Genomic DNA, 21992 nt, shown 5'->3' with positions numbered 1-21992 from the left:
TCGCGAATACACCCACTGGGAGACCTCCTTGCTGCCACCCGATCCCCGCCCGCCCTCGCAAGGTTCTCTGCTCGACCTGACGGCACACCGGCTCGGCTTCCAACTGCTGGTGGTCTTCGTCGGCTACCTGCTGCTCGCCCTGGGCGCGGCATGGCTGTCCCGCCAGCCGGGCACCCTCTCCACCCTGTGGTACGCCAACGCCTTTGGCATCGCCTTTCTGTGGAACCTTTCCCGGAGGCGTTGGCCTGCTCTGCTGGGGGTGATGGCCGGTGCCAATGTGCTGGCCGGCAGCCTGATCGGCGATTCGTTGCCAATGTCTGCCTGCTTCACCCTCGCCAACCTGCTGGAGATGAGCCTGGCCGCCTGGCTGTTGCGCCGCACCGGGGTGGCGACTCACATGGACCGCAGCCCCCTGGCCTTCCTGCGTTTCATCCTGCTCGGCGTGCTGGTGCCGCCGCTGTTCAGCGCGCCGCTGGCGGCCGGGCTGCTGCAATTGGCCGAGTACGGCAGCTTCTGGCGCACGGCACTGTCCTGGTATGAGAGTGCGGTGCTCGGCACCCTTTCGATCCTGCCGCTGGTGGTGCAGGTGCAGGTGCACGGCCTGCGCGCTTTGGACATCCGTCGTCGCCCTCGGGAGTTCGCTCTCTACACACTGGCGGTGCTGGTGATGACGCCACTGACGCTGCTCTACGTACCGTTTCCCTTTGTCTACCTGTCCCTGCCGTTGCTGCTGGCAGCGGCGCGGATGAGCTTTGGCGGCACCGCGCTGCTGGTGAGTTGCATGTCGGTGCTGGGTGGACTGGTGATCGCCGCCGGCGAGCTGGATGCGCCTCGGGCCGATGGCGTGGCGCGCGAGCTGTCGATCTACCTGCCGTTGCTGCTGTCGCTGCTGCCGCCGCTGCTGCTGGCCGCTGCGGTGGAGCAGGGGCGCCGGCGACGTCGGGCCCTGGCGGCCAGTGAGGCGCGCTTCCGCTCGGCCATGGACGAGTCCGCCATCGGCATGGCCCTGGTAGACCTGGACGGCCGCTGGCAGCGCGTCAACCGCGCGCTGTGCGAGATGCTCGACTACAACCGGGTCGACCTGCTGCGGCTGTCGTTCCGCGAGATTTCCCACCCCGACGACCTGCCCCAGGACCTGGCGTTGCTGGACGACCTGCTGGCCGGCCAGCGCACCAGCTACCGCCTGGAGAAGCGCTACCTGCGCCGCGACGGCCGAGAGCTGTGGGCGTTGCTGGCCGTATCGCTGGTGCGCGACGACGAAGGACGGCCGGAATACTTCATCGCCCAGATCGAGGACATCGACCGTCGCAAGCGTGCCGAAGCCCGCGAGGCCGACCTGTTGCGGCGCTACTCCCTGGCCACCGAGGCCAGCGGCGTGGGGGTGTGGGAGTGGTACCTGGCCAGTGATCGCATCATGTGGGACGACAGCCTGTTCCGCCTCTACGGGATGACACCCCGCCCGGGGGCCGTCAGCTACGGCGACTGGGCGCGCTACCTGCACCCGGCGGATGCGCCGAGCGTGCACTGCCAGTTGCAGCAGGTGCGCCAGGGCCAGGAGCAGGCGGACATGGAGTTCCGTGTCATCCGTCAGGACGGCCAGGTGCGCGTGCTGCGCGCCCTCGGCAGCCTGGTGCGTGACGCCTCGGGCGAGCCGGAACGGATGGTCGGAACCTCCTGGGACGTGACCGAGCTGCGCCACCTGGCCGAGCGCCTGCGGGACGAGCGTGAGCGCCTGCAGGTGACCCTGGACTCCATCGGCGATGGCGTGGTGACCACCGACCTGCAGGGCCGGATCAACTTCCTCAACCCGGTGGCGGTACGCCTCAGTGGCTGGAGCAACGAGCGCGCCCTGGGCCAGCCCATCGAGACGGTCCTGCCCCTTGAGAACGACACGGGCGAGGTGCTGGAAAACCCGGTGCGGCAGTGCCTGGAGCACGGCACCCACGCGAGCATTCCCGGTCTCTCTTCCCTGCGTCACCCGGCCGGCGGGCTGGTGGCGGTGCGCGGCCAGGCGGCGCCGATCCGCAGTGGCCAGGGCGAGCTGCTGGGCTGCGTGCTGGTGTTCACCGACGTCAGCGAGGCGCGGGCGATGCAGAAGCACCTGCGCTATGCCGCCACCCATGACGCACTCACTGCGCTGCTCAACCGCTCCGCCTTCGAGGACGCCCTGGCCGAGAGCTGCCACGACGCCGAGCAGAACGGCAGCCACAGCGTGCTCTGCTTCATCGACCTGGACCGCTTCAAGCAGGTCAACGACACCGCCGGCCATGCCGCCGGCGACGAGATGCTGCGGCGCATCGCCCGGCTGATGCAGTCCCAGGTGCGCAGCGGTGACGTGCTGGCGCGGCTGGGCGGCGACGAGTTCGCGCTGATCCTGCGCAACTGTCCGCTGGACCGCGCCCAGTTGCTGGGCAATCGGCTGATCGAGGCCATCACCCAGATGCCCTTCGAGTGGGAGGACCGGCCCTTCAGCGTCGGCGCCAGCCTGGGGCTGACGCGCATCCGCCCGGGCAACAGCGACCCCGAGCAACTGCTGCGCCAGGCGGACGCGGCCTGCTACCAGGCCAAGCGCTCGGGGCGTGGCTGCCTGGCCATCCATACGGGGTCCTCGGCAGGGGCCTAAGGCCAGGCACGCCCCACGCCTGACGCGCGCCCAGGTCGGCGACGGGTCCCCGCAGGTCGCATCCAGCCAATCGCCGTGCCGACCCGCCCTCCCATACTCGTGGCAGACACCGCACCGAGTCGCGAGGGACACCGCATGCACGCACCCGGACACACCGCCGCCGAGCGCCTGGAGCGCTTGCCCATCAGCGGTTACCACCGCCTCATCTTCCTGATCATCGCCCTGGCGTTCTTCTTCGACTCCATGGACCTGGCGATGATGACCTTCCTGCTCGGCTCGATCCGCACCGAGTTCGGCCTCAGCAGCGCCCAGGCCGGGATGCTCGCCAGCGCCAGCTTCGTCGGCATGGTGGTGGGGGCCTCGCTGTCGGGGATGCTCGCCGACCGCTTCGGCCGCAAGCCGGTGTTCCAGGGCAGCATCGTGCTCTGGGGGCTGGCCAGCTACCTGTGTTCCACCGCCCAGGATGTGGAGAGCCTGACGCTGTTCCGCATCCTCCTGGGGATCGGCATGGGCATGGAGTTCCCCATCGCCCAGTCGCTGCTCTCGGAGATGATCCCGGCCTCGCGGCGCGGTCGCTACATCGCCCTCATGGACGGCTTCTGGCCGCTGGGGTTCGTCAGCGCCGGGGTGCTCTCCTACCTGTTGCTGGAGCGCATCGGTTGGCGCGACATCTTCCTGGTGCTGGCCCTGCCAGCGGTATTCGTGCTGGTGATCCGCTTCTTCATCCCCGAGTCGCCCCGCTGGCTGGAGCAGGTGGGCCGGCTCAAGGACGCCGACCGCGTGTTGCGTGACATCGAGCGGCGGGTGGCCGCCTCCCTGGGCCTGGCGCAGTTGCCAGAGCCCGCGCGGCTGCCGCGCCAGGCGGCGCGGGCGCCGAGCCTGTTCGCGGCCTTTGGCGAGCTGTGGTCGCCGCGCTTCCGCCACCGCACGCTGATGATCTGGAGCCTGTGGTTCCTCGCCCTGCTGGGTTTCTACGGCCTCACTTCCTGGCTCAGCGCCTTGCTGCAGCAATCGGGGTTCGCGGTGACCCAGTCGGTCTACTACACGGTGCTGATCTCCCTCGGCGGCATCCCCGGCTTTCTCGTCGCCGCCTGGCTGGTGGAGCGCTGGGGGCGCAAGCCCACCTGCGTGATGACGCTGCTGGGCGGCGGCGTCATGGCCTTCTGCTACGGGCAGAGCGCGGTGTTTGGCGGCAACCAGGCGCTGCTGATCGGCACCGGCCTGGCCATGCAGTTCTTCCTCTTCGGCATGTGGGCGGTGCTCTACACCTGGACCCCTGAGCTGTACCCCACCTCGGCGCGGGCCACCGGCTCGGGCTTCGCCTCGGCCGTGGGACGCATCGGCTCGCTGCTGGGGCCGACCCTGGGTGGGCTGCTGATCCCGCTGGCGGGGCAGGTCGGGGTGTTCGCCCTCGGGGCGCTGTGCTTCGGCCTGGCTGCGCTGGTGGTGGCGCTGTTCGGTGTGGAGACCCGTGGGCAGACCCTGGAGGCGCTGTCCGGGGAGGATGGCTGAACGGACGAAGCGCCTTTTGTTGACGCGCGGGTCAAGTTAGAATGCGCGCCGCTGTGGCATAGGGCCATGGCATGGGTTCCCTCACCCCATCAGCCAAAAAGGATGACCTCCAATGTCCGTCGCGTTTCCCGCGGCCTGGCGCCCTGCGTTGGCCGGCCTGATCGTTTTCCACATCCTCATCATCATCGCCAGCAACTACCTGGTGCAGTTGCCCATGACCCTGTTCGGCTGGCAGACCACCTGGGGCGCCTTCAGCTTCCCGTTCATCTTCCTCGCCACCGACCTGACGGTGCGGCTGATGGGCAAGCAGGCGGCGCGGCGGGTCATCGCCCGGGTCATGGTGCCGGCGCTGGCGGCCTCCTACGTCGTCTCGGTGCTGTTCCAGGATGCGGCGTTCCAGGGCTTCGGCGCCCTGGGCGAATTCAACCTGTTCGTCGCCCGCATCTCCCTGGCGAGCTTCCTCGCCTACGTGCTCGGGCAGGTGCTGGACATCCAGGTGTTCGACCGCCTGCGCAAGATGCGCCAGTGGTGGATCGCCCCGGTGGTCTCCACCATCGCCGGCAACCTGCTGGACACCTTCACCTTCTTCTCCGTCGCCTTCTGGCGGAGCGACAACCCCTTCATGGCCGAGCACTGGGTGGAGATCGCCACCGTCGACTACGGCGTGAAGCTCGGCGTCAGCCTGCTGCTGTTCGTACCGTTGTACGGCGTGCTGCTCGCCGGCATCCTCCGCGCCATCACTCCCCGCAGCGAACGCACCGCCTGATATCCCCACGCCGGTGTATCGGCGGACATCCACCCAGGGTGTCGCCGGCGGTTCCGCTTCAGCCCACCGCTCTCCCATGTCCACGCGCAAGAAGGGCCGCATCGCGGCCCTTTTCGTTCACTTCACCAGCCGTGCATCCAGGCTGTTCTGGGCCAGGCGCCGGGCCTGGTCCTGGGTCATGCCGAGGTGTTCGTAAAGGGCGTGGAAGTTCTCGGTGACGTAGCCGCCGAAGTAGGCCGGGTCGTCGGAGTTCACCGTCACCTTCACGCCACGTTCGAGCATGTCGAGGATGTTGTGCTGGCTCATGTGGTCGAACACGCAGAGCTTGGTGTTGGACAGCGGGCAGACGGTCAGCGGGATCTGCTCGTCGATGATGCGTTGCATCAGGCGCTCGTCCTCAATGGCGCGCACGCCGTGGTCGATGCGCTGGATCTTCAGCAGGTCCAGGGCTTCCCAGATGTATTCCGGCGGGCCTTCCTCGCCGGCGTGGGCGACGGTGAGGAAGCCTTCGCTGCGGGCGCGGTCGAACACGCGCTGGAACTTGCTCGGCGGGTGACCTTGCTCGGAGCTGTCCAGGCCCACGGCGACGAAGGCGTCGCGGAAGGGCAGGGCCTGGTCGAGGGTCTTCTGCGCTTCGTCCTCGGAGAGGTGGCGCAGGAAGCTGAGGATCAGCCCGGAGCTGATGCCGAGCTGCGTGCGGCCGTCGTCCAGGGCGTGGCGGATGCCGTTCAGCACCACCTCGAAGGGGATGCCGCGATCGGTGTGGGTCTGCGGGTCGAAGAAGGGCTCGGTGTGGATCACGTTCTGCGCCTTGCAGCGCTGCAGGTAGGCCCAGGTCAGGTCATAGAAGTCCTGCTCGGTGCGCAGCACGTCGGCGCCCTGGTAGTACAGGTCGAGGAACTCCTGCAGGTTGTTGAAGGCGTAGGCGCTGCGCAGGCTCTCCACGTCGCCCCAGGGCAGGGCGACCTTGTTGCGTTCGGCCAGGGCGAACAGCAGCTCGGGCTCCAGGGAACCCTCCAGGTGCAGGTGCAGTTCGGCCTTGGGCAGGGCGTTGAGCCAGTCGTACATGGTGTTTTCTCGTGATCAGGCGGGGTTGTGGCGGGCAAGTTTAACTTCCCGGACAGGTTTTCGCCGTACCCGCGCCCGAACGTCAGGGCCACGCGGTACGGCCCCTGACGAATGGCTCTTTTACTCCGAGGGCCGGCCTCTGTTCAGGCTGTCTCCTGCCGCCGGTAGGCGTAGGTGTCGGCGAAGCGCGCGAGCAGGTACTCGGCGCTGGTCACCGGTGGGTACTTCGGCGGGTTGTCGGCGCTGGAGCAGTTGGGCAGGCAACTGATCTCGGTGTACCGGTGGTTGCTCCAGCGCGCCATCATGTCGCCGATGTTGACCACGAAGCTGCCGGGAATCGGTGGGGCGTCGATCCACTCCCCGCGCACGGGGAGAGGGCAGGGCTTACTTCGGCAGTTCTGCCTTGATGCCTTCGACGTAGTAGTTCATGCCCGCCAGGTCGGCGTTGGTGGCGACCACGCCGTCGGCCAGCTTGAGGGCGCCGCTCTGGTCCTTGATCGGGCCGGTGAAGGGGTGGAACTCGCCGCTCTTGATGCGGGCGATGATCTTCTCTGCCTCGGCCTTCACGTCGGCCGGCACCAGGTCGCTGATGGGCAGTTGGAGGGTGTCTTCGGCCAGGCCGCCCCAGTAGTCCTGGGACTTCCAGGTGCCGGCCATCACGCCTTCGGCGGCCTGGATGCAGTGCGGGCCCCAGTTGTTGACGATGGAGGTGAGCACGGCCTTGGGCCCGAAGTGCGCCATGTCCGAGGCGTAGCCCACGGAGTACACGCCACGGCGCTCGGCGGCCTGGATGGGCGCCGGGCTGTCGGTGTGCTGGAAGACCACGTCCACGCCCTGGTCGATCAGCGCGTTGGCGGCGTCGGCTTCCTTGCCCGGGTCGAACCAGGAGTTGACCCAGACCACCTTGATCTCGGCCTGCGGGTCGTACTTGTTCAGCGCCAGCTGGATGGCGTTGATGTCGCGGATCACTTCCGGGATGGGGAAGGAGGCGATGTAGCCGATCTTGTGGCTCCTGGTCATCTTCGCGGCGAGGAAGCCGCCGACGTAGCGGCCTTCATAGGAGCGCGACAGGTAGGTGCCGAGGTTCTTGTCCTGCTTGTAGCCAGTGGCGTGCTCGAAGGTGACCTTGGGGAACTGCTTGGCCACCTTGGCGGTGGGGTTCATGTAGCCGAAGGAGGTGGTGAAGATCAGGTCATAGCCGCCCTTGGCCATGTTGCGGATGACCCGCTCGGCGTCGGCGCCCTCGGCCACGTTTTCCACATAGGTGGTCTCCACCCTGTCGCCCAGCTTGGCCACCAGGGCCTTGCGGCCTTCCTCGTGCTGGTAGGTCCAGCCGTGGTCGCCGATGGGGCCGACGTAGACGAAGCCGACCTTCAGCGGGTCGGCGGCGGAGGCGCCGAGGGTGGCGCTGAAACCGATGGCGGCGACGAGCGTGCGCAGCAGGTTCTTCTTGGAATCGAACATGGGGGATGGGGCTCCTGGTCTGTTGTTCTGTGCTGTGCCCTGTGGGCTGACCAGGCGATTGCAAAAAGTTGACCAACTGGACAGGCAGCGCGCAAAGCCCCGTACCAGGCCGGTTGATGCAGGCGGGCGGCGCCGTCCGCGAGCGCGGATGGTGCACGGCGGTGCGGCCGCGCCGCCTGCTGGTGCGTTACCAGGGCAGGGTCTGGCCCTTGTAGTCGAGGTAATGCTGCCCGCCGCGACCGGCGTGGGCTTCGATCTGACGTAGGAGGCCGGCGGTGCTGGTCTCCACGTCGATGTCGGCAGCGTCGCCGCCCATGTCGGTCTTCACCCAGCCCGGGTGCAGGTTGAGCACGGTGGGGCGCGGGCCCAGCCATTCCGCCAGCAGACTGCGGGTGAGGGAGTTGAGCGCGGCCTTGCTGGCGCGGTAGAGCGCCAGGCCGCCGCTGTCGTTGCCGGCCACGCTGCCGAGGGTGGAGCTCATGAAGGCCAGGGTGCCGCCGTCACGCAGTTGGCCCTTGAGGCGCTCGGCCAGGCGCACCGGGGCGACGGCGTTGGTCAAGAACAGTTGGGCGACCTCGGCTTCGCTGGCCTGGCTGGCCGACTGGTGGGTGGGGCCGGAGATACCGGCGTTGACCAGGATGAGGTCGAAGCGGCGCCCTCCCAGCCGGCGGGCCAGGGCGTCCTGGCTGTCGGTATCGGTCAGTTCCAGGGTGGCCAGCTCGACGCCGGGCAGGGCGGCCAGTTCAGCGGCGCGGACCGGGTCGCGCACGGTGGCGGTGACCTGCCAGCCGGCGCCGAGCAGTTGGCGTACCAGGCCCAGGCCGATGCCGCGGGATGCCCCGATGACCAGGGCGGCGTGTGGGGTACTCATGGGCGGTCCTCCTTCGGATGAGGGGGCCAGCCTACTCGTTTTCGCCGGCTCCGGCGCTCTAGCTGGTGCCGGCCAGAGCGTCGAGGAAGCTTTCCAGCACCAGGTGCGGGCGCCGGCCCTTGCGGGTCACGGTGGCCAGGCTGAGGTCGTAGAAGCGGCTCGTCGGCTTGAGGGCGCGCAGGCGGCCCTGTTGCACCCAGAAGGTGGCGTAGTGGTCCGGCAGGTAGCCGATGTAGCGCCCGGTGAGGATGAGGAAGGCCATGCCTTCGCGGTCCGATGCACTGGCGGTGCAGTTCAGCGCCTGGTACAGGGCCTGGATCTCGGCGGGCAGACGGAAGGTGGGGGCGATGGCTTCCTGCTCGTTGAGGCGCGTATCGCTGACCTGTGCATCGTCGGCATAGAACAGCGGGTGGCCGACCGCGCAGTAGAGCAGCGAGCGCTCCTCGTACAGCGGCTGGTACTCCAGGCCGGAGAGCGCCGCCGTCTGCGGCACCACGCCGACGTGCACGCGGCCGTCCAGCACCCCTTGCTCCACCTCGCTGGGGGGCGTCATGCGGATGTTGATCACCACGTCGGGGCCGCGCTCCTTGAGCCGCGCCAGGGCGTGGGTGATGCGCATGTGCGGCAGGGTGACGAGGTTGTCGGTGAGGCCGATGTTCAGCTCGCCGCGCAGGTGCTGGTGCAGGCCGTTGACCTCGGTGCGGAAGGTCTCCAGGGAGGCCAGCAGCTGCTGGGTGGACTGGTACACCTCGCGGCCTTCCTCGGTCAGTGCGAAACCGGCCCGACCGCGCTGGCACAGGCGCAGGCCGAGGCGCTGCTCCAGGTCGCTCATCTGCTGGCTGATGGCCGAGCGGCCGATGCCCAGCACCGTTTCCGCAGCGGAGAAACCGCCGCACTCGACCACGCTGCGGAAGATCCGCAGCAGGCGGATATCGAAGTCACTGACCTGGCCGAGAGGCTCTGGGCGACGGGTGCTCATTGTTTAGTGAACCCTGAAGTGAAGTTTTCAAAAGTTGAATTTTCCTGACTTTATGCCCGTGGCAATGTCGACTGCAAGAACCCCTCGGTTCCACCCATGACCTGAATTGCGAGGCAGACAGGAATGAACATGCCGCAGACCACCACCCCGTCCCTGGCCAGCCAGCTGAAGCTGGATGCCCACTGGATGCCCTTCTCCGCCAACCGCAACTTCCAGCGCGATCCCCGCCTGATCGTCGCCGCCGAAGGCAGTTGGCTGATCGATGACAAGGGCCGTCGCATCTACGACAGCCTGTCGGGCCTGTGGACCTGCGGTGCCGGTCACTCCCGCAAGGAAATCCAGGAAGCCGTGGCCAAGCAACTCGGCACCCTCGACTACTCCCCCGGCTTCCAGTTCGGCCACCCGCTGTCCTTCAAGCTGGCCGAGAAGATCGCCAGCCTGACCCCCGGCGAACTGAACCACGTGTTCTTCACCGGCTCCGGTTCCGAGTGCGCCGACACCGCGATCAAGATGGCCCGCGCCTACTGGCGCCTGAAAGGCCAGCCGCAGAAGACCAAGCTGATCGGCCGTGCCCGTGGCTACCACGGCGTGAACGTCGCCGGCACCGCCCTGGGCGGCATCGGCGGCAACCGCAAGATGTTCGGCCAGCTGATGGACGTCGACCACCTGCCCCACACCCTGCAGCCGGGCATGGCCTTCACCAAGGGCATGGCCGCCACCGGTGGCGTGGAGCTGGCCAACGAACTGCTCAAGCTGATCGAACTGCACGACGCCTCCAACATCGCCGCCGTGATCGTCGAGCCGATGTCCGGTTCCGCCGGGGCCATCGTCCCGCCGGTGGGCTACCTGCCGCGCCTGCGCGAGATCTGCGACCAGCACAACATCCTGCTGATCTTCGACGAAGTGATCACCGGCTTCGGCCGCATGGGCACGTGGACCGGCGCCGAGTTCTTCGGTGTGACCCCGGACCTGATGAACGTCGCCAAGCAGATCACCAACGGTGCCATCCCGCTGGGCGCGGTGATCGCCACCCGCGAGATCTACGAGACCTTCATGAACCAGGCCACCCCGGAGTACGCGGTGGAGTTCACCCACGGCTACACCTACTCCGGTCACCCGGTTGCCTGCGCTGCCGGCCTGGCTGCCCTGGAGGTGCTGGAGAAGGAGAACCTCATCCAGCAGTCCGCTGAGCTGGCCCCGCATTTCGAGAAGGCCCTGCACGGCCTGAAGGGCGCCAAGCACGTGGTCGACATCCGCAACTGCGGCCTGGCCGGTGCCCTGCAGATCGCCCCGCGTGACGGCGATGCCATCGTCCGTCCGTTCGAGGCCGGCATGGCCCTGTGGAAGGCCGGCTTCTACGTCCGCTTCGGCGGCGACACCCTGCAGTTCGGGCCCACCTTCAACGCCAAGCCGGAAGACCTCGACCGCGTGTTCGACGCCGTCGGCCAGGCCCTGCAAGGCGTCGCCTGATGAGCAAGCGCCCGCAGGCCGTGCCCACCGTGCAGGTGGACAATGCCGAGGTGATCGTCACCGAGTGGCGCTTCGCCCCGGGCGCCGAGACCGGTCGCCATCGGCATGGCTACGATTACGTGGTCGTGCCCATGACCGACGGCACCCTGCTGCTGGAAACCCCGGAGGGCGAGAAGTTCGCCCCCCTGGTGGCCGGGCAGGCCTACTTCCGCAAGGCCGGCGTCGAGCACAACGTGATCAACGCCAGCGACCACGACGTGGTCTTCGTGGAAACCGAACTCAAGTAATGCACGGTCCGCAGCGCCCGCTGCGGACCCACCGGACAAGAACCTGCAAGAGACCCCATCCATGAGCCTCATCCCGCACCTGATCAACGGCGAACGTGTCGCCGACCAAGGCCGCACCGCCGACGTGTTCAACCCGTCCACCGGCGAAGCCATCCACAAGGTCGGCCTGGCCAGCCGCGAAACCCTGCAGAAGGCCATCGACGCCGCCAAGGCCGCCTTCCCCGCCTGGCGCAACACCCCGCCGGCCAAGCGCGCCCAGGTGCTGTTCCGCTTCAAGCAACTGCTGGAGCAGAACGAGGCCGAGATTTCCCGCCTGATCAGCCAGGAGCACGGCAAGACCCTCGAAGACGCCGCCGGTGAACTCAAGCGCGGCATCGAGAACGTCGAATACGCCTGCGCCGCCCCCGAGATCCTCAAGGGCGAGTACAGCCGCAACGTCGGCCCGAACATCGATGCCTGGAGCGACTTCCAGCCGATCGGCGTGGTCGCCGGCATCACCCCGTTCAACTTCCCGGCCATGGTGCCGCTGTGGATGTACCCGCTGGCCATCGCCTGCGGCAACACCTTCATCCTCAAGCCCTCCGAGCGCGACCCCAGCTCCACCCTGTTCATCGCCGAGCTTTTCGAGCAGGCCGGCCTGCCCAAGGGCGTGCTGAACGTGGTGAACGGCGACAAGGAGGCCGTGGACGGCCTGATCGAAGCGCCGGAAGTGAAGGCCATCAGCTTCGTTGGCTCCACCCCCATCGCCGAGTACATCTACAGCGAAGGCACCAAGCGCGGTAAGCGCGTCCAGGCCCTGGGCGGCGCCAAGAACCACGCCGTGCTGATGCCCGATGCCGACCTCGACAACGCCGTCAGCGCGCTGATGGGCGCCGCCTACGGTTCCTGCGGCGAGCGCTGCATGGCCATCTCCGTGGCCGTGTGCGTGGGCGACCAGATCGCCGATGCGCTGGTGGAGAAGATCGTTCCGCAGATCAAGGGCCTGAAGATCGGCGCCGGCACCACCTGCGGCCTGGACATGGGCCCGCTGGTCACCGCCGCCGCCCGCGACAAGGTGGTCGGTTACATCGACGACGGCGTCGCTGCCGGCGCCAAGCTGGTGGTGGACGGCCGTGGCTACCGCGTCGCCGGTCATGAAGACGGCTACTTCGTCGGTGGCACCCTGTTCGACAACGTCACCGCCGACATGCGCATCTACCAGGAGGAGATCTTCGGCCCGGTGCTCTGCATCGTCCGCGTCGGCAGCCTGGAAGAAGCCATGCAACTGATCAACGACCACGAGTACGGCAACGGCACCTGCATCTTCACCCGCGACGGTGAAGCCGCCCGCCTGTTCTGCGACGAGATCGAAGTGGGCATGGTCGGCGTCAACGTGCCGCTGCCGGTCCCGGTCAGCTACCACAGCTTCGGCGGCTGGAAGCGTTCCCTGTTCGGCGATCTGCACGCCTACGGCCCGGACGGCGTGCGCTTCTACACCCGCCGCAAGGCCATCACCCAGCGCTGGCCGCAGCGCGCCAGCCACGAGGCCGCGCAGTTCGCATTCCCCAGCAACGGCTGATCCGTACAGGTAAGGGGGCATGACCGGTGACGGTCATGCCCCTTTTTCTTTTACCCACTCTCAGAGGACCCGCTGTCGAACCGCACTGCGTGCGCTCGACTCGAACCGACTGTCATTGCCCTTCCAGATGACAGCGACACCAAGAACAATCAGAGAAGGAATCGCCCATGCCCTCTTCACCGCTCCTCGCCTCGCAACTGCCCCGCGACACCTCCACGGCCCTCGCGCCCGGTCTCAAGCAACGCCACGTCACCATGCTCTCCATCGCCGGGGTGATCGGCGCCGGCCTGTTCGTCGGCTCCGGCCACGCCATCGCCGCCGCCGGCCCCGCCGTGCTCCTGGCCTACCTGTTCGCCGGCACCCTGGTGGTGCTGGTGATGCGCATGCTCGGGGAGATGGCCGTCGCCTCGCCCGACACCGGCTCCTTCTCCACCTACGCCGACCGTGCCATCGGGCGCTGGGCCGGCTTCACCATCGGCTGGCTCTACTGGTGGTTCTGGGTGCTGGTCATCCCGTTGGAGGCCATCGCGGCGGCTGCCATCCTCAACGCCTGGTTCCCCGCCATCGACACCTGGATGTTCGCCCTGCTGGTGACCCTGGCGCTGACCGTCACCAACCTGTTCAGCGTGGCGCGCTACGGCGAGTTCGAGTTCTGGTTCGCCCTGCTCAAGGTGCTGGCGATCATCGCCTTCATCGTGCTGGGCGCCGTGGCCCTCGCCGGTGGCCTGCCGGAGCGCGAGGTGAGCGGCCTGGGACACCTGATGGCAACCCATGGCGGCTTCCTGCCCAACGGCTATGGCGCCGTGGTCGGGGCCCTGCTCACCACCATGTTCAGCTTCATGGGCACCGAGATCGTCACCATCGCCGCCGCCGAGTCGCAGAACCCGGCCCGGCAGATCACCCGCGCCACCCGCTCGGTGATCTGGCGTATCGGCCTGTTCTACCTGGTGTCGATCTTCCTCGTCGTCTCCATCGTGCCGTGGAACGACCCGCAGCTCGCCGAAGTGGGCTCCTACCAGCGCGCCCTGGAACTGCTGGCCATCCCCCACGCCAAGCTGATCGTCGACCTCGTCGTGCTGGTGGCCGTCGCCAGTTGCCTCAACTCGGCGATCTACACCGCCTCGCGCATGGTCTTCTCCTTGGCACGCCGGGGCGACGCGCCCGAGCGCCTGCAGCGCACCAACGCCAGCCAGGTGCCCCGTGCCGCCGTCCTGGCCAGCACCGCCGTGGGTTTCCTCACCACGGTGCTGAACTACTTCGCGCCGGAGAAGGTGTTCGCCTTCCTCCTCGCCTCCTCGGGGGCGGTGGCGCTGCTGGTCTACCTGGTCATCGCCGTGTCCCAACTGCGCATGCGCCGCCAGTTGCAGCAGGCCGGGGATTCGCCGGAGTTCCGCATGTGGCTGTACCCCTGGCTGACCTGGGCGGTGATCCTGTTCATCAGCGTCGCCCTCATCACCATGCTGGCCATGCCCGCCCACCGGCAGGAAGTGCTGGCCACGGCCCTGCTCAGCGTCCTCATCGTCTGCCTCGGGCTGCTCAATGCCCGGCGCAAGCGGCGCATCGAGGCCGGCATCCCCGCCAGCGCCTGACGGGCCGCCAGGCGTGCAACGCAAAAGCCCCGGCATGGCCGGGGCTTTTGCATGAAGCGGTATCGGATTACAGGGCGGGGATCACGGCCTGGGCCTCGATCTCGATCAGCCATTCCGGCTCGGACAGGCCGCTCACCACGACCCAGGACGAGGCCGGTGGCTGATGGGGGAAGAAGGCCTTGAGCGCGTCGACGATCACCCCCTGGTCCTGCCTGGCCCTCTCGACCAGATAGAGGCGAAGCATCACCACGTGGCCCAGCTCGCCGCCTGCCGCCTCCAGCACCAGGCGGACATTCTCCAGGGCGGCCCGCGTCTGGCTGGCGAGGTCGTGGCCGGCCAGGCGCTCCTGGGCGTCCACGCCGACCTGGCCGGAGAGGTTGACCAGTCGCCCCCCTTCGCTGACCACGGCCTGGCTGAAACCGTATTGCAGCGTATTGAACACGCTGTCCGGATTGATGGATTGCCTTTCCATGCATCGACTCCCTCGTTGGCTGGAGCGCGCAGTCTAGAGAGGGCGAAAGGCCTTGTGGCCGGCGGGGTGTTGCAGATTGTTTGGCCCGGGGGGGGGGCGCCGGTGTCACCTGTGACGCGGTGACTCAACGCTCTCCGGTCGGGGGCTCCAGAGTGTCCTCGCCGCCCGCCCAGTCCCGTGGCAGCGTGCCGCTCTCCACATAGCGATGGAAGGACGACCACGGCCAGTCCACCACCCGCGCTACGTGGCCATGCTTGCGCGGGTTGTGGTGGATGTAGTCCACGTGCCGGGCGAGGTCGGCATCGTCGCGGATGCGGTGCTCCCAGAAACGGCGTTGCCAGATGCCGCGCTCCCGGCGTTTTTGACGGCTGGCCGAGAGGGGCTCCTCCGGCATCAGGGCGCGGGAGAAGTGCGCCTTGATCAGGCCCCAGCGCAGCCCGTAGCCGGCATCACCCGGCGGCAGGGTACAGAGCGCATGCAGGTGATCGGGCAGCACGACGATGGCGTCGATCCGCCAGGGGTGGCGGCGCATCACCGCGCGGAAGCTCTCGCGCAGCAGGTCGATCTGCTCCACCAGCAGGCGGCTGCGGCGGTCGGCGAGGTTGACGGTGAAGAACCAGGTCGAGCCCGGCGTGAGGTCGCGTCGGTAGGCGGTCATGGGCAGGCATCCGTGCCAGGAAGGCACGCAGACCCTAGGGACCGTCCCCCCTGTCGACAAGGCCAGGCCAGTGAAGTCGGACCTTTCCACCGCAAAAGACGCAACGCCCGTAGGACGGGCTGAGCTGTGCGAAGCCCATCGCTGGCATGGCGCGGAGGTGGGGTTTGATGCGGTTCGCGTAGCTCACCGCATCCTACGGGTGCAGCCCATGGCTGGCGGCCTGGGTGTTGTGCATGGGCTCATCGATACGTAAATCGTGCAGCCCGTAGGACGGGCTGAGCTGTGCGAAGCCCATCGTTGGCGTGGCGCGGAGGTGAGGCTTGATGCGGTTCGCGTAGCTCACCGCATCCTACGGATGCGGCCCGTAGGATGGGCTGAGCTGTGCGAAGCCCATCGCTGGCATGGCGCGGGTGAGGCTTGATGCGGTTCGCGTAGCTCACCGCATCCTACGGATGCGGCCCGTAGGATGGGCTGAGCTGTGCGAAGCCCATCATTGGCGTGGCGCGGAGGTGGGGTTTGATGCGGTTCGCGTAGCTCACCGCATCCTACGGATGCGGCCCGTAGGGTGGGCTTAGCTGTGCGAAGCCCATCGTTGGCGTGGCGCGGAGGTGGGCTTGATGCGGTTCGCGTAGCTCACCGCATCCTACGGATGCGGCCCGTAGGATGGGCTGAGCTGTGCGAAGCCCATCGCTGGCATGGCGCGGAGGTGGGGCTGATGCGGTTCGCGTAGCTCACCGCATCCTACGGGGCGGCGTTTTCGTCAATCCGCTGGGGATTGGCTGCGGGCGAAGTCGATGATGGCCTGGATGGCGGCGCGGGCCTGGGGGCTGTTGTGCCAGCAGGTGGAGCCCATCATGCGGGCGATCTGCAGGGTCAGGTCGGCGGCTTCGCAGCGGGCCAGTTGCGCCAGGTCGCGGAAGCCGATCTGTTCCAGGCGGCTGACCACGGTGGGGCCGACGCCTTTGAGGGCTACCAGTTGGGCGCGGGTCTCGGGGGTGAAGCCTTGGGGTTCGCTCATGGTCGGGCCTCAGCTTTCTGGTTGCGGTGAAGGCGCGTCTTCCATCTCGGCAATGCGTTGGCGAATCCTCGCGAGGTCGCTGACCGGGATGACGAAGGTGAAGGCCCACATGTCGCCCATCCGCTGCGCCTGGCGGGACCAGATGAAGACGACAGCAGCCGGTATGCCGCCCAGCAGGAAGGGGTTGGTCTCCACCAGACGGAAAGCGCTGCGAATCAGCACCTGGGTGAGATGAGGCGGTTCGCCATTGGGGGCAATCACTCGAATACGGCAAATCCATTTCCCTGGGGTGAAGCCGCGCAGCAGCCACTCGCATAGCGGGAAGTACAGTACCGCCGGCAGTATGGCGGCGAGCACCTGCCTGGTCGGCAGATAGAGGAGCGCGACCAGGCTGGCGATCAGGGCGATGTCGAGGGTGAAGGCAATGCCGCGCAAGAGCAGCATTCGGGTGCGGGAAACTTCCATGTCGGGTTAACCACAGGAGGATTGAAAGGTGCGCCAGCATAAACCAGAGCCCTCCTTCCGACTGTGATCTGAGCGTTCGGGCGGTGTACCGCTGCCCACAATTTCTGTGGGGCAAGCTGTGGATAACATTGGGGCGGATCGCTGTGGCCCCGGCCGCCCGTGGGGTTCAGGCGGCTGGTGGTTTTTCCGTCAGCCGCTGTACTCGCGGCACCAGGTTTCGCCGTATTCCGCGAGCAGGGCCTGGACCAGGCCGCGGGCCTTTGCGGCGTCGGCGAAGCGGAACAGCACCCAGACCAGGCTGCGTATCTGTTCGTCACGGGTCTTGTAGTGGGGGATGTCCTGCAGGGCGTCGGTGGCCTGCTGGAACCAGGCGAACAGCAGGCGCTGGTCGGCGTCGTCGGCCCCGAACAGGAAGATGAACAGCACGCCGATGAAGGCGAGGCTGAAATCCAGGTTGTCGCGGTCGAAGGCCAGCCGGGCGAACGGCACCGCCTGCAGCACGCGGGTGATTTCGCTGTGCAGCCAGGCGTCCTCGCCGAATTCGGCCTTGAGCTTGGCGGCCTTGGCCAGCATGCCGGGCTGATGGGCGAAGCGGCCGACCTGGGCGAGCAGGGCCAGGCGGCGGGCGTGGGCCTCCAGGGTCATCTCGCCGCCGAACAGCAGGACCATCTCCCAGCGTTTGAGGCGGCAGCGTGGGTAGCCGTGTTCGGCCAGCACCCGGGCCGCGTCGGTCGCTGCGGTGGTGAGCAGGTCGAGATGGCGCTGGCTCTCGGCAGGCGGTGTGCCGCCGTTCAACAGCAGGTGGTAGTAGAAGGCCCGTAGGGTGGCGTCATCGAGCTCCTTCGGCGGCTTCTTCACCAGCGGGGTGATGCTTGGGTGGTGGCTGCAGTAGTAGGCGTTGGAGCTGTTGGCGGCGGCGAAGTCGGCTTCGCCGGAGGCGATGAACTGCTGGATGATTTCCGTCTTGCTGGACATGGGCATTCCCCGGTTGGCGGCGCCTGGCAGCATAGAGGGCCTATCGGGGCATTTCTGCGGGGGCGGTGGCGTTCCCGGCAGGTGGTGGCTCGGCGGCGCTGGTTTTTCCCCGGACGCTGTGCGCAAATGCCCGCCGGTTTCCCTTTCACGACGACCCCTGTCATGCGCAAGGCCGATCGCCTGTTCCAGGTGGTGAACCTGATCCGTGCCCACCAGCCCATCAGCGCCCGACGTCTGGCGGAGCGCCTGGGCGTGTCGGTGCGGACCATCTACCGCTATGTGGACGACCTGTCCCTGAGCGGCATTCCGATCTACGGCGAGGCCGGCGTGGGCTACGCGCTGGACGAGCACTTCGAGCTGCCGCCGCTGGCGCTCAATGCTGATGAGCTGGACGCGCTGCTGCTGGGCGTCGAGCTGCTGTCGCGCACGGTGGGAGCGGAGATGGCCGGGGCGGCGCGCTCGTTGCTGAGCAAGATCCAGGCGGCGGTGCCGGCCCATGGGCTGGACCCGCAGGCGGCGCCGGTGCGGGCCTTCGTCAGCCCCTTCACCCAGGAGCAGATGCGCCACTGGGATGCGCTGCGCCGGGCGATCCGCGACCGTGCGGCGCTGCACATCGAGTACCTGAGCCTGGACGAGCGCGCCTCCCAGCGGGTGATCCAGCCGGTGGGGTTGTTCTACTGGGTGGGCAAGTGGACGGTGGCGGCCTGGTGCGACCTGCGCGGGGAATACCGCGACTTCCGCGTGGACCGCATCCAGGCACTGGCGCGCCTGCCTGCTGCCACGCCCGCTGGCGAGGTGCCGAGCCTGGAGGCCTACATGCGCCAGCGCTGCGCGCCGGAGCCGGCCACTGACAGCACGCTGTCAGCAGGGGGGCTCTAGGCTGCGTTGTCCCACCCAGCGGAAGGCGATCAACATGCAAGAGTCATCGGTTCTGGAACTGGTGCTGTTCACCACCAAGCCCGGTCGCGAGGCGCGGGTGGCGGAGCTGCGCGAACAGGTGCGCGAGGCGCTGCGTGATTTCGAGGGCTTCATCGGCCTGCGCGGCCTGGCCGCCGTTGAGGGCGCGCCGGTCTACGCCGACCTGGTGGAATGGACCTCCCACGAGCAGGCCCTGGCTGCCGCGCGGGCCTTCAGCGAGCGGGACCTGCGCTTCCAGCCCTACCTGCGGGAGATCCAGGAAGTGATCTTCATGGGGCACTTCAGCCCGGCGTAGCCGCCAGCAGGGCTGCCAGGCGCTGGCGAAGGGCGGCCAGGTCGTCGTCACGCAGCGCCAGGCGGAATTCGTGCTGCAGCACCTCCAGCACCGCGTCCGGGTCGGTCAGGGTGTGTTGGTGTGCCTGGCCATCGGGCGTGCGGCGGGTGAACAGGCCGTTGCGCAGGGTCAGGCGCTGCCCGGGCTCGGTGCGGGCGGCCACCAGCATCTGGCAGAACAGGCTGTCCGGGTGGGTGGAGGTGTACCAGTTGCGCGGGGTGAAATCGATCCAGGGCTGGGGCTGCAGGTCGAAGTGGTAGACCGGCAGCCACGCGTCGCCGATGCGGGTCTCCAGGTGGAAGTCGCCCTGTGTCTCGCTCGGCGTCAGCAGTCGGAAGGGCAGGTCGCCCAGGCCCTCACGGCCTTCCAGGGGCAGTGCGCGGGTCGGGTTGGCGGAGCCGAAGCCGACATCGGCGAGGTAGGCACCGTCGGCCAGGTCGATGTGCAGCATCAGGTGCGAGGTGAGGGTCAGCGGCGCCTCGGCGGGCAGCCCCCAGCGCACCCGTGCCACCAGCGGCGTGACGCGGAAGCCCAGGCTCATCAGCAGCCGGCCGAACAGGCCGTTGAGTTCGAAGCAGTAACCACCCCGGCCGTGCTCCACCACCTTGGCGAAGACCCGCTCGGCGTCGATGTGGATGGGCCGTGCCAGCAGCACGTCGAGGTTCTCGAAGGCCACCCGCGCCAGGTGCGCGCCGATCAGGGCATCCAGGGCCTGCCGATCCAGGCGTTGCGGTGCGGGAAGGCCGAGATGGGCGAGGTAGGCGCGGGTCTGGTCGGGGGTGAGCGGGTGCATGCCGGGCTCCATGGGCGTGACCCGAGGATGCTAGCAGAGCGCCGTGAACCTGCCGCTTGTTCTGGTTATGAAACGGGGCTGTGGAATATACGCAACGTTCAGCGTCAAATTGTCTGACAAAGCTCTGGATTATCAAGGGCTTGTACATTTCCTACGACTTTCGTTTGTCGCTTTTTGCGATCACAAGACGTGTATCTGTTTGACATATTTGACGGGTTTGGCAGACTGCTCGCCCGTTGCGGCAGGTGGCCACGACCCCGGCAAGGCATGCGCCTTCAGGGTGTCGCTCGCCGGTTGTGACGCGCCACGAAAACAAAAATTCTGTCAGTCCCGGCGGCCTCGCGGGCCCAGCCCACGCCGGATGACGGGCGAGCCACTGGTATTCATCCCATGCTGATCTGGTTTGTTGCGGTCTACCTGCTGATCACCGTCGGTGTCGGCTTCTACGCATCCACTCGCGTCAAGAACTCCAAGGATTTCGCCGCCGGCGGCAGGAGCATGTCCTTCCCCCTGGTCGCGGCGATGGTGTTCGCCACCTGGTTCGGTTCCGAAGCCCTGCTGGGCATCCCCGCCACCTTCATCGAGGAAGGCTTCGCCGGCATCATCGAGGACCCGTTCGGTTCCTTCGGCTGCCTGATGCTGGTGGGCCTGATCTTTGCGCGCCCGCTGTACCGCATGAACCTGCTGACCATCGGTGACTTCTTCCGCAAGCGCTACGGTCCGCACGTCGAGATCTTCACCAGCCTGGTGATCATCGGTTCCTACCTGGGTTGGGTGGCGGCGCAACTGACCGCCCTGGGCGTGGTGTTCAACGTGCTCTCCGACGGCTCCATCAGCACCACCCAGGGCATGCTGATCGGCACCGGCATCGTGCTGCTCTACACCCTGTTCGGCGGCATGTGGTCGGTGGCGCTGACCGACTTCATGCAGATGATCATCATCGTGATCGGCCTGGTGTACCTGACCTGGCTGATCAGCGGCATGGCCGGCGGTGCCGACGTGGTGATCAGCCACGCTGCAGCCGAGGGCAAGTTCACCTTCATCCACGGTTTCGAGCCACGGGACATCGTCGCCTTCATCGCCGCCGCGGTGACCCTGATGCTGGGCTCCATCCCGCAGCAGGACGTGTACGCCCGCGTCATGTCGGCCAAGACCGAGAACATCGCTGCCCGCGCCTCCATGGCCGGCGCGGTGTTCTACCTGTCGTTCTGCATGCTGCCGCTGTTCCTCACCTACGCCGCTTCACTGATCGACCCGGCGATGGTGCAGAAGTGGCTGGCCGAAGACGCGCAGATGATCCTGCCGCACCTGATCATGGAGCGGACCCCGCTGTTTGCCCAGGTGATGTTCTTCGGCGCGCTGCTCTCGGCGATCATGTCCACCGCCTCGGGCACCCTGCTGGCGCCGTCGGTGACCTTCACCGAGAACATCCTGAAGAACTTCGTGCCGGCCATGAGCGACCGCCAGTTCCTGCTGGCCATGCGCGTGAGCGTGGTGCTGATGACCATCGCCACTTCGGTGTTCGCTCTGAACTCCAACGCCAGCATCTACGAGATGGTCGGCAACGCCTACAAGGTCACCCTGGTGGCCGCCGTGGTGCCGCTGTTCGCCGGGCTGTTCTGGAAGCGTGCGACCACCCAGGGTGCGCTGCTCGCCATTGCCTTCGGCCTGCTGAGCTGGATTTCCCTGGAACTGACCTACCAGGAAACCGACTTCTGGCCGCCGCAACTGGCCGGCCTGCTGATGAGCCTGCTGGGCATGGTGATCGGCTCGCTGATCCCGCAGTTCAGCCGCGACCGTGGCCAGAGCGTGCAGGGCATCACCGCCTCTGCATCGACCCGCGCCTGACCCCAGGCGCCCTCCCCGGACGGGGAGGGCGCTGCCTGCCCTCCCGCGTTACCTTCCCTTCCTCTTCGTACTGACTGACCCCGCGCCAGGCGGCGGACTCTGTGCTGCCCGGCGTGCGGCCGTGCGGCATCCATGCCCTGGATGGACCAGCGGGTGTGCGTGCGGGGGGAATGTGGCGAAGGGAAGTGAAGAGCGGAGAGGGCGGGTGCCGGGACCCGAGGCGCGCCGGCTGGACGCCGGCGCGCGGAGGGATCAGAAGTGCAGCTTGACCAGCAGGCTGGCGGTGTTCTGGTCGGTGCCGCCGAGGATCGTGTCACCCAGGTA

The 21992-nt window shown here is 67.5% G+C and carries 20 protein-coding genes and 1 pseudogene; 10 read left to right on the top strand and 11 right to left on the bottom strand.

What is annotated here, in order from left to right:
- Nucleotides 1-28 precede the first annotated feature (28 nt).
- The 3 genes from A7D27_RS03050 to A7D27_RS03040 all read left to right on the top strand — a co-directional run bounded on the left by A7D27_RS03050 (nt 29) and on the right by A7D27_RS03040 (nt 4901).
- A complete protein-coding gene (locus tag A7D27_RS03050; RefSeq protein WP_069564046.1) occupies nt 29-2623 on the top strand; it encodes a PAS domain S-box protein in 2595 nt (864 codons plus the stop codon).
- Nucleotides 2624-2758: 135 nt separating this feature from the next.
- Nucleotides 2759-4135 (top strand): MFS transporter, encoded by a 1377-nt coding sequence (locus A7D27_RS03045; protein WP_069563200.1) that lies wholly within the window; start codon nt 2759-2761, stop codon nt 4133-4135.
- A 112-nt stretch (nt 4136-4247) separates the two neighbouring features.
- Nucleotides 4248-4901: a 7-cyano-7-deazaguanine/7-aminomethyl-7-deazaguanine transporter gene (locus A7D27_RS03040; RefSeq protein ID WP_069564045.1), complete on the top strand. Its 654-nt coding sequence runs from the start codon at nt 4248-4250 to the stop codon at nt 4899-4901.
- Nucleotides 4902-5018: 117 nt separating this feature from the next.
- Here the strand turns inward: A7D27_RS03040 and A7D27_RS03035 are convergent, their stop codons facing one another.
- From A7D27_RS03035 to A7D27_RS03015, 5 genes and pseudogenes are all read right to left on the bottom strand, one after another.
- The gene (locus A7D27_RS03035; RefSeq protein WP_069563198.1) at nt 5019-5969 is read right to left on the bottom strand and encodes an adenosine deaminase; all 951 of its coding nucleotides are present in this window, start codon (nt 5967-5969) and stop codon (nt 5019-5021) included.
- 143 nt (nt 5970-6112) lie between these two features.
- Nucleotides 6113-6334: pseudogene (locus A7D27_RS03030) on the bottom strand (2OG-Fe(II) oxygenase family protein); the annotation flags it as partial.
- A gap of 19 nt (nt 6335-6353) precedes the next feature.
- On the bottom strand, nt 6354-7433 hold the full coding sequence (locus A7D27_RS03025; protein WP_069564044.1) for a BMP family ABC transporter substrate-binding protein: 1080 nt from the start codon (nt 7431-7433) through the stop codon (nt 6354-6356).
- Between the two features lie 187 nt (nt 7434-7620).
- Nucleotides 7621-8304 (bottom strand): SDR family oxidoreductase, encoded by a 684-nt coding sequence (locus tag A7D27_RS03020; RefSeq protein ID WP_069563195.1) that lies wholly within the window; start codon nt 8302-8304, stop codon nt 7621-7623.
- A gap of 58 nt (nt 8305-8362) precedes the next feature.
- Nucleotides 8363-9283 (bottom strand): LysR family transcriptional regulator, encoded by a 921-nt coding sequence (locus A7D27_RS03015; RefSeq protein WP_069563194.1) that lies wholly within the window; start codon nt 9281-9283, stop codon nt 8363-8365.
- A 123-nt stretch (nt 9284-9406) separates the two neighbouring features.
- Between A7D27_RS03015 and A7D27_RS03010 the strand changes: the two genes are divergently transcribed.
- The 4 genes from A7D27_RS03010 (at nt 9407) to gabP (ending at nt 14187) form a co-directional block, all read left to right on the top strand.
- A complete protein-coding gene (locus A7D27_RS03010; protein WP_069563193.1) occupies nt 9407-10753 on the top strand; it encodes an aspartate aminotransferase family protein in 1347 nt (448 codons plus the stop codon).
- Entirely contained in the window at nt 10753-11040 is a 288-nt protein-coding gene (locus A7D27_RS03005; RefSeq protein WP_069564043.1) for a cupin domain-containing protein, read from the top strand. The genes A7D27_RS03010 and A7D27_RS03005 overlap by 1 nt, the downstream gene beginning before the upstream one ends.
- A gap of 61 nt (nt 11041-11101) precedes the next feature.
- Nucleotides 11102-12598, top strand: a complete 1497-nt coding sequence (locus A7D27_RS03000) for a CoA-acylating methylmalonate-semialdehyde dehydrogenase (RefSeq protein ID WP_069564042.1) — start codon at nt 11102-11104, stop codon at nt 12596-12598.
- Between the two features lie 167 nt (nt 12599-12765).
- Complete coding sequence (gabP, locus tag A7D27_RS02995) at nt 12766-14187, top strand: GABA permease (RefSeq protein ID WP_069564041.1); 1422 nt, start codon at nt 12766-12768, stop codon at nt 14185-14187.
- A gap of 67 nt (nt 14188-14254) precedes the next feature.
- On the opposite strand, the gene A7D27_RS02990 is transcribed toward gabP, so the two are convergent.
- The 5 genes from A7D27_RS02990 to A7D27_RS02970 form a co-directional block, all read right to left on the bottom strand.
- Nucleotides 14255-14659 carry a RidA family protein gene (locus tag A7D27_RS02990; RefSeq protein ID WP_069564040.1) on the bottom strand — a complete coding sequence of 135 codons (405 nt, stop codon included), beginning with the start codon at nt 14657-14659 and terminating at the stop codon, nt 14255-14257.
- 124 nt (nt 14660-14783) lie between these two features.
- Nucleotides 14784-15317, bottom strand: coding sequence for a transposase (locus A7D27_RS02985; RefSeq protein ID WP_069564039.1), 534 nt, complete (start codon nt 15315-15317; stop codon nt 14784-14786).
- A gap of 760 nt (nt 15318-16077) precedes the next feature.
- Nucleotides 16078-16335 carry a Pathogenicity locus gene (locus A7D27_RS02980; protein WP_069564038.1) on the bottom strand — a complete coding sequence of 86 codons (258 nt, stop codon included), beginning with the start codon at nt 16333-16335 and terminating at the stop codon, nt 16078-16080.
- A gap of 9 nt (nt 16336-16344) precedes the next feature.
- Nucleotides 16345-16800 carry an RDD family protein gene (locus A7D27_RS02975; RefSeq protein WP_083265507.1) on the bottom strand — a complete coding sequence of 152 codons (456 nt, stop codon included), beginning with the start codon at nt 16798-16800 and terminating at the stop codon, nt 16345-16347.
- Between the two features lie 189 nt (nt 16801-16989).
- Nucleotides 16990-17775 (bottom strand): hypothetical protein, encoded by a 786-nt coding sequence (locus A7D27_RS02970; RefSeq protein ID WP_069564036.1) that lies wholly within the window; start codon nt 17773-17775, stop codon nt 16990-16992.
- Nucleotides 17776-17937: 162 nt separating this feature from the next.
- On the opposite strand from A7D27_RS02970, the gene A7D27_RS02965 reads away from it, so the two are divergent.
- Together A7D27_RS02965 and A7D27_RS02960 are read left to right on the top strand one after the other, a co-directional pair.
- The gene (locus A7D27_RS02965) at nt 17938-18654 is read left to right on the top strand and encodes a YafY family protein (protein ID WP_069564035.1); all 717 of its coding nucleotides are present in this window, start codon (nt 17938-17940) and stop codon (nt 18652-18654) included.
- Nucleotides 18655-18688: 34 nt separating this feature from the next.
- Nucleotides 18689-18988 (top strand): antibiotic biosynthesis monooxygenase, encoded by a 300-nt coding sequence (locus A7D27_RS02960; protein WP_044412937.1) that lies wholly within the window; start codon nt 18689-18691, stop codon nt 18986-18988.
- Here A7D27_RS02960 and A7D27_RS02955 read toward each other — a convergent pair.
- Nucleotides 18975-19820: an arylamine N-acetyltransferase gene (locus A7D27_RS02955; protein WP_069564034.1), complete on the bottom strand. Its 846-nt coding sequence runs from the start codon at nt 19818-19820 to the stop codon at nt 18975-18977. The two genes, A7D27_RS02960 and A7D27_RS02955, sit on opposite strands and share 14 nt — an antisense overlap.
- Before the next feature lie 390 nt (nt 19821-20210).
- On the opposite strand from A7D27_RS02955, the gene A7D27_RS02950 reads away from it, so the two are divergent.
- Nucleotides 20211-21668, top strand: coding sequence for a sodium:solute symporter family protein (locus A7D27_RS02950; RefSeq protein ID WP_069563184.1), 1458 nt, complete (start codon nt 20211-20213; stop codon nt 21666-21668).
- Nucleotides 21669-21992: the final 324 nt, after the last annotated feature.

Origin of the sequence: Pseudomonas sp. 1D4 (assembly GCF_001728925.1) — a bacterium.
Classification (GTDB): Bacteria; Pseudomonadota; Gammaproteobacteria; order Pseudomonadales; family Pseudomonadaceae; genus Metapseudomonas; species Metapseudomonas otitidis.
This window is presented reverse-complemented; position numbering and strand designations above follow the sequence as displayed.

Excerpts from the sequence above, each read along its gene's own strand:
- A7D27_RS02975 (WP_083265507.1), bottom strand. The coding sequence starts at position 16,800 with ATGGAAGTTTCCCGCACCCGAATGCTGCTCTTGCGCGGCATTGCCTTC.
- A7D27_RS02965 (WP_069564035.1), top strand. The coding sequence starts at position 17,938 with ATGCGCAAGGCCGATCGCCTGTTCCAGGTGGTGAACCTGATCCGTGCC.
- A7D27_RS03025 (WP_069564044.1), bottom strand. The coding sequence starts at position 7,433 with ATGTTCGATTCCAAGAAGAACCTGCTGCGCACGCTCGTCGCCGCCATC.
- gabP (WP_069564041.1), top strand. The coding sequence starts at position 12,766 with ATGCCCTCTTCACCGCTCCTCGCCTCGCAACTGCCCCGCGACACCTCC.
- A7D27_RS03000 (WP_069564042.1), top strand. The coding sequence starts at position 11,102 with ATGAGCCTCATCCCGCACCTGATCAACGGCGAACGTGTCGCCGACCAA.
- A7D27_RS02950 (WP_069563184.1), top strand. The coding sequence starts at position 20,211 with ATGCTGATCTGGTTTGTTGCGGTCTACCTGCTGATCACCGTCGGTGTC.
- A7D27_RS03035 (WP_069563198.1), bottom strand. The coding sequence starts at position 5,969 with ATGTACGACTGGCTCAACGCCCTGCCCAAGGCCGAACTGCACCTGCAC.
- A7D27_RS02970 (WP_069564036.1), bottom strand. The coding sequence starts at position 17,775 with ATGTCCAGCAAGACGGAAATCATCCAGCAGTTCATCGCCTCCGGCGAA.
- A7D27_RS02990 (WP_069564040.1), bottom strand. The coding sequence starts at position 14,659 with ATGGAAAGGCAATCCATCAATCCGGACAGCGTGTTCAATACGCTGCAA.
- A7D27_RS03045 (WP_069563200.1), top strand. The coding sequence starts at position 2,759 with ATGCACGCACCCGGACACACCGCCGCCGAGCGCCTGGAGCGCTTGCCC.
- A7D27_RS03010 (WP_069563193.1), top strand. The coding sequence starts at position 9,407 with ATGAACATGCCGCAGACCACCACCCCGTCCCTGGCCAGCCAGCTGAAG.
- A7D27_RS02980 (WP_069564038.1), bottom strand. The coding sequence starts at position 16,335 with ATGAGCGAACCCCAAGGCTTCACCCCCGAGACCCGCGCCCAACTGGTA.
- A7D27_RS02960 (WP_044412937.1), top strand. The coding sequence starts at position 18,689 with ATGCAAGAGTCATCGGTTCTGGAACTGGTGCTGTTCACCACCAAGCCC.
- A7D27_RS03015 (WP_069563194.1), bottom strand. The coding sequence starts at position 9,283 with ATGAGCACCCGTCGCCCAGAGCCTCTCGGCCAGGTCAGTGACTTCGAT.
- A7D27_RS03005 (WP_069564043.1), top strand. The coding sequence starts at position 10,753 with ATGAGCAAGCGCCCGCAGGCCGTGCCCACCGTGCAGGTGGACAATGCC.
- A7D27_RS02955 (WP_069564034.1), bottom strand. The coding sequence starts at position 19,820 with ATGCACCCGCTCACCCCCGACCAGACCCGCGCCTACCTCGCCCATCTC.
- A7D27_RS03020 (WP_069563195.1), bottom strand. The coding sequence starts at position 8,304 with ATGAGTACCCCACACGCCGCCCTGGTCATCGGGGCATCCCGCGGCATC.
- A7D27_RS03040 (WP_069564045.1), top strand. The coding sequence starts at position 4,248 with ATGTCCGTCGCGTTTCCCGCGGCCTGGCGCCCTGCGTTGGCCGGCCTG.
- A7D27_RS02985 (WP_069564039.1), bottom strand. The coding sequence starts at position 15,317 with ATGACCGCCTACCGACGCGACCTCACGCCGGGCTCGACCTGGTTCTTC.